The sequence below is a fragment of the Flavobacteriales bacterium genome, from assembly GCA_013214975.1.
Lineage (GTDB): Bacteria > Bacteroidota > Bacteroidia > DT-38 > DT-38 > DT-38.
Genome location: JABSPR010000114.1, coordinates 1 through 5,114 on the forward strand (window position 1 = coordinate 1; position 5,114 = coordinate 5,114).

At 37.1% G+C, this 5,114-nt stretch carries 5 protein-coding genes and 1 pseudogene; 2 read left to right on the forward strand and 4 right to left on the reverse strand.

Annotated features, from left to right (window positions below; genetic code table 11):
* Positions 1–157 (forward strand): 4a-hydroxytetrahydrobiopterin dehydratase (locus tag HRT72_04435; protein ID NQY66955.1); only part of this gene is annotated, 157 nt, incomplete at its 5' end.
* Entirely contained in the window at positions 154–1,074 is a 921-nt protein-coding gene (locus HRT72_04440) for a WD40 repeat domain-containing protein (GenBank protein NQY66956.1), read from the forward strand. The genes HRT72_04435 and HRT72_04440, both read left to right, overlap by 4 nt.
* Here HRT72_04440 and HRT72_04445 read toward each other — a convergent pair.
* From HRT72_04445 to HRT72_04460, 4 genes and pseudogenes are all read right to left on the reverse strand, one after another.
* Positions 1,071–3,119 (reverse strand): annotated as a pseudogene (locus HRT72_04445) (dihydrofolate reductase). The gene HRT72_04440 and the pseudogene HRT72_04445 overlap by 4 nt on opposite strands.
* A 44-nt stretch (positions 3,120–3,163) precedes the next feature.
* Positions 3,164–4,120 carry a S1/P1 Nuclease gene (locus HRT72_04450; GenBank protein NQY66957.1) on the reverse strand — a complete coding sequence of 319 codons (957 nt, stop codon included), beginning with the start codon at positions 4,118–4,120 and terminating at the stop codon, positions 3,164–3,166.
* 21 nt (positions 4,121–4,141) lie between these two features.
* Positions 4,142–4,870, reverse strand: coding sequence for a 2-phosphosulfolactate phosphatase (locus tag HRT72_04455; protein NQY66958.1), 729 nt, complete (start codon positions 4,868–4,870; stop codon positions 4,142–4,144).
* A gap of 18 nt (positions 4,871–4,888) precedes the next feature.
* On the reverse strand, positions 4,889–5,114 hold a 226-nt coding region (locus HRT72_04460), incomplete at its 5' end, for a glycine cleavage system aminomethyltransferase GcvT (protein NQY66959.1).

Below are 5,114 nucleotides of genomic sequence, written 5' to 3' on the forward strand. Positions count from 1 at the left end.
CATGAATCGCGTTGCCTTAATTGCCGAACAAATGAACCATCATCCAGAATGGTCTAACGTATATAACACCGTTACAATTTCCTTAACAACTCATTCTGCCGGAAACACGATTACAGATAACGACCGAGAATTTGCACGATTAGTTGATTTACTATGAAAATTAAAGTTACTAAGGCCTTTGAATTAACTGGGCATGCCTCTTCTGTATATTGCCTTTCTCCCGGAAATTCGGAGAAATCTATTTTTAGCGGTGGTGGGGATAAAGTTGTTGCCGAATGGGACCTACAAGAAAGTATAGCAAAAGGATTTTCCGTAAAACTAGGTACACAAGTTTATTCTTTATGCCACCTTAAAGAACTGAATATATTGGTTATTGGACATGGCAAAGGAGGCCTCCATATTATTGATCTAAAAGCAAAAAAGGAGATCAAATATTTAACCTATCATCAAGATATTATTTTCGATCTTAAGTATTCGGCTGTTAACGGTATGCTTTATTGTGCATGTAATGACGGAAGTATTTCGGTGTGGGATGTGAAAGATTTTAGTTTAGTTAAACACATCTTGATCTGTTTCGAAAAAATAAGGGGTATTGATTTTAGTTCGGATGAAACAGAGGTAGCCTTTGCATGCGGAGATGGAACAATTCGAATTTATGATACCAAAACATTTATCGCAAAAGACATATTAAAAGGCCATGAGTCTGCTGTGAATTGTGTTATCTATCATCCAACGGAAAGAATTCTTATTTCGGGGGGTAAAGACGCTCATCTACGGTTTTGGGACATGGATAATCATTACAAGGAAGTCCGGTCTATCCCTGCACACAACTATGCTATATATTCGTTGGATTTTAGTCCAGACGGAAAATTTATGGCAACAGCAAGTCGAGACAAAACTGTTAAAATATGGGATACATCGTCCTTCGATATCCTTCAGCGAATAGACTTAAAACAGCTAAGGGGACACAATTATTCTGTAAATAAACTAATATGGTCTGATTACAATGATTACTTAATCACAACTGGTGATGATCGAAAGATTATGGCTTGGAAAATAAAAGAAATCGCTTAGTTGTAAGTTGGCAGGAACGAATACTCTTTCGCGTAATACATCATTTGCCCTTCGAAGCTATCTGGATATTCTACTTTAACGTCAATAATTTTACCGTTATCAATTACGGGCAATAGCTTTGGATTAATAAAGCCACCATAAGGTGCAATGCCCAGTTTTTCGAATCGTTCTAATACTTCAGCATGCAACTCTTTATCGACCTTAACGCCATAAGTTTCAATTAAGCGCTTACCTTCTTCCCCATCGGCTTCTGAGATTAACTTTTGAATTTGCTTTAACTCTTCTCTGAAAATGTCATTCAGATTTTCGTAATCATTAATCACAAAATATGTTTTACCATCCTTAGATTTTCTTTCAATCACGTTATCCTCTTTCCCCATTTCAAAAGCCCAAGAAGCAACCAATTGTCTATTTCTCATGTGCGCTTCTTCAATATCATCACCGAGCTTAATTCTAGTTAATTGAGTTAGGAGTCCTCCTCTTATGTATCAGTCATAAGCAACTTTCCCTACCTCCACAGAAGGCATAATACCTAGATCTATAAGCTTCTGATCAAATCCAAAACAAAGAGCCACCAAGTCGGCACGAGCTTCTTCTAAAGCAGAGTAATAACTTTTCAATGCTGTTTTAGGATTCTTCCCTTCCATTATTTTGCCTGAAGCATGCCCAATAACCTCATGCATATCGACATGAAGAAAATGTGCTATACTCGAGAACTCTTTTGATCTTGCTATCTCCTCTTTGGAGTAGGCAAACTCACCGATTACACTTTTCGCAGACTCGCTCTTTGCTCCATCATAAGCATCTACAATATTAGCTAACGTTACCGATTTAGAACCATGATTGGCTCTAATCCAACTTGAATTCGGCAGGTTTATTCCAATTGCAGATGTAGGATGAGAATCTCCTCCCTCAACAACAACAGTAATCACTTTGGCAGAAATCCCTTTTACATTCTCTTTACGATGTTCTGGCAAAATTGGCATATGATCTTCAAACCATTGTGCTTGATCACTAATTGCTTTAATCCTTTTTGTCGCCTCCATATCTCGAATAGAAACTACAGACTCGAACGAGCCTCTCATTCCTAAAGGATCACCATATACTTCGATAAACCCATTGATAAAATCTACTCTTGAGGCAGTATCCTTTACCCATTCCATGTTATACTCATCAAAATCTCTCAAATCACCAGATCTGTAATAAGTAATTAGTTTATCTATAACTGTTTTTTGCTGCTCATTTTCGGCAACTACACTTGCTTTCTCCAACCACAATACAATCTCCACGATGGCATCGTTGTACATACCACCCACTTTCCATTCACGCTCGGTTATTTCACCATCCACGATCATTAATTTCGAATTCAAACCATAAGAAACAGGAGTTTCATCTGCAGTGTCCGTAATGTTCTTGTAGTAATTTTCAACTTCATCCTGATCTACTCCTTCGTAAAAATTATTTGCCGATTCAAGAACTAAATCAACACTATCTTTTAGATTAACTCCCTTGGCTCCTATTGTTGGATCGAAAATAATTTGAGATAAATGGTACTTTAACGAATCTATTGTGTTGCCTTCACGAATCGGAAATAAAGATTGATCCGAACCATCAATTAATTCTACCAAATACTCTTCCTTAAAATCAGGTATTAGTTTATCTGTTGAATAATGATGATGAATACCGTTTGAGAACCAAAATCGTTTCGTGTATACCATGAAATCCTCAAAGTCAGAAACCGTTTTATCTCCTTGGTAAGAAGCAACGATAGCTTCTAAAGATCGTCTTACATATAGGTTGTGTTTGAATTTCTGGTCAAAAACCATATCTCTACCACTTAATGCTGCTTGATACAGATAGTAACACAATTCCTTTTCTTTCAAAGACAATTCATCAAAACCAGGAATCTGGTATCGAATAACTTTTAAGTCCGAAAAACGCTCACTTAAAAACTTAAAATCGGCTTCAACCGATTTCTTTTTATCTCCGCACGACACAAGAAACAAACTTGCAACTAATAGTAAACCGAGTAAGCTTTTAATCATAATAACTGTTTGAATGGATGATGAATAATAAAAATAAGCTATTTCTAATGAGAATGAGGTCTCGTTTCAACTGGACTGTTTTTTTTGTCTGCGACTTCTTCCTCCTCAATTTCTCTATCGCTAAACTCAGACAAATTAGGTTGGCCTCCGTTTACCCAAGCCGAATACCAGAAGCATGCGACATTAAGAACAGACAGTCTAAATCTCCTTTCCACCATACCATTAAGCATTCTATTATACTCTTCTACAAAAGCATCTGAATATGTTCTTATATTGCTGTTACCACGTTTTATCACAGCATATTTCAAATCAGGATCGAATACTTTGCTTAAGTCTCGCTCGAAATTGAGAACAGAATCTTTCGCATGAAAACTATCTTCAATAATTTCCCAGGAAGCGCTTAAAGGAGAATCAAAATAATTGGCTCTTCCCACGAATAGATCATAATCTTTAGCTAGCATCTCAGGAATCCTCGTTTCCCAGAGTCCATGTATACCTCTCTGCCCAGTTAACTGACCATTATAATTTAACGTAGTATGTAACGGCACATGAGAATCGGCAACGTAATGCCCAATATTGGCAGACCAATACAAGATACTGCTTTCATTTTTTTCTTTAAAAGCATTGGTAAGGGCATAAATACATAGCTGGATATTCCAAGGCAGTATACCGTATTCAATTAACGTATCCTCTGTAAACTTCTCAACTGCCTCGTCCCACCTCCTTGGCATTACCTCGAATGGATGTGTTGGGTGGTAGAAATCTATATCTATGTAATGTTTACATGCTTCTCCATCGGTTGAGTACCTTCTCTTGTCCGCGTCTACTGCATGCCTTTCTACATAATCTATATTGGCTTTATAAAAACCAACCATCTCGGGAGGCAGAGAAAAAACAGCCATTTTATTAATTTCTCTATGGGCATAGAATCCCCAACCAAAACCAATACTAGGAAAAGCGAAAAACGAAATAAGTGAGAATAGGAATAAGTGAGAATGCAAGAAATCGAAATTGAGAATAGGCTAGATCATATTAACTAGTGCATCGTCCACTAAGACAGGTACTACATTAGCCTTATTTAACTCTAAACAGTATCGAACATCTTGTTCAAGATTTAATCGATGTAATCTGTTTCTATGAGAAGTGTTTTCTAAAAACTTATACATATCCCCTTTCGCAGAATCATATAAAGATTGAGAAGCAATAGTAGAATCACATTCTGAATCAAATTTCCCACCTTCTAACAGCAAGCTAGATAATGCTCCAGCGAATAATGTGTCTTCCATGTTAAAACGACCTCTATAACCAGCACAGAAAATCACTACAGGTCTATTTTGTTCCACTAGCCATTCTGATAATGCATTCAAATTCAAGAATGAACCCATCGCAATTTGATGTGAATTCTTTGCCGCTTCAATAGCCCTTGTACCATTTGTTGTAGAGATAACTAACGTTTGCCCTTTTACAGAATCGTTCATATAAGAGTACGGTGAATTACCGAATTCGAAGCCTTCAACTACTTCTCCTCCTCTTTCAGCCCCAACAATATAGCCTCTACCTAAATACTCTTTTGCCTCGTCAACAGACGCAACCGGAATTACTTTTTCTATCCCATTATCGAAGGCCGTGCAAATGGCAGAAGTAGCCCTTAATACATCAACAACTACAGTAATGCAATCCGTAGTTACAAACAGAGGAAATAATTTTGGTGTAAAACACACCTCTAAGTTCTTTTTATCTTCAGCAGCCATAATAAGATTTTAAGCGCGCTAAATTACAAAAGGAAGTTTTACAACTTCTGCTTTCAGCATTTTATCTCTAACACTAACATAAATAGTCGTTCCTACTCCTGCATTATCGATTTGAACATATCCCATTCCAATACCTACTTTAAGCGTAGGAGACATTGTTCCAGAAGTTACCTTTCCGATAATATTTCCTTCAGCGCCCATTAATTCGTAGTCATGTCTTGGGATACCACGGTCAATCATTCTA

Bases quoted from the DNA above. Each gene is read 5' to 3' on its own strand.
- HRT72_04440 (NQY66956.1), top strand. From the start codon at position 154: ATGAAAATTAAAGTTACTAAGGCCTTTGAATTAACTGGGCATGCCTCT.
- HRT72_04455 (NQY66958.1), bottom strand. From the start codon at position 4,870: ATGGCTGCTGAAGATAAAAAGAACTTAGAGGTGTGTTTTACACCAAAA.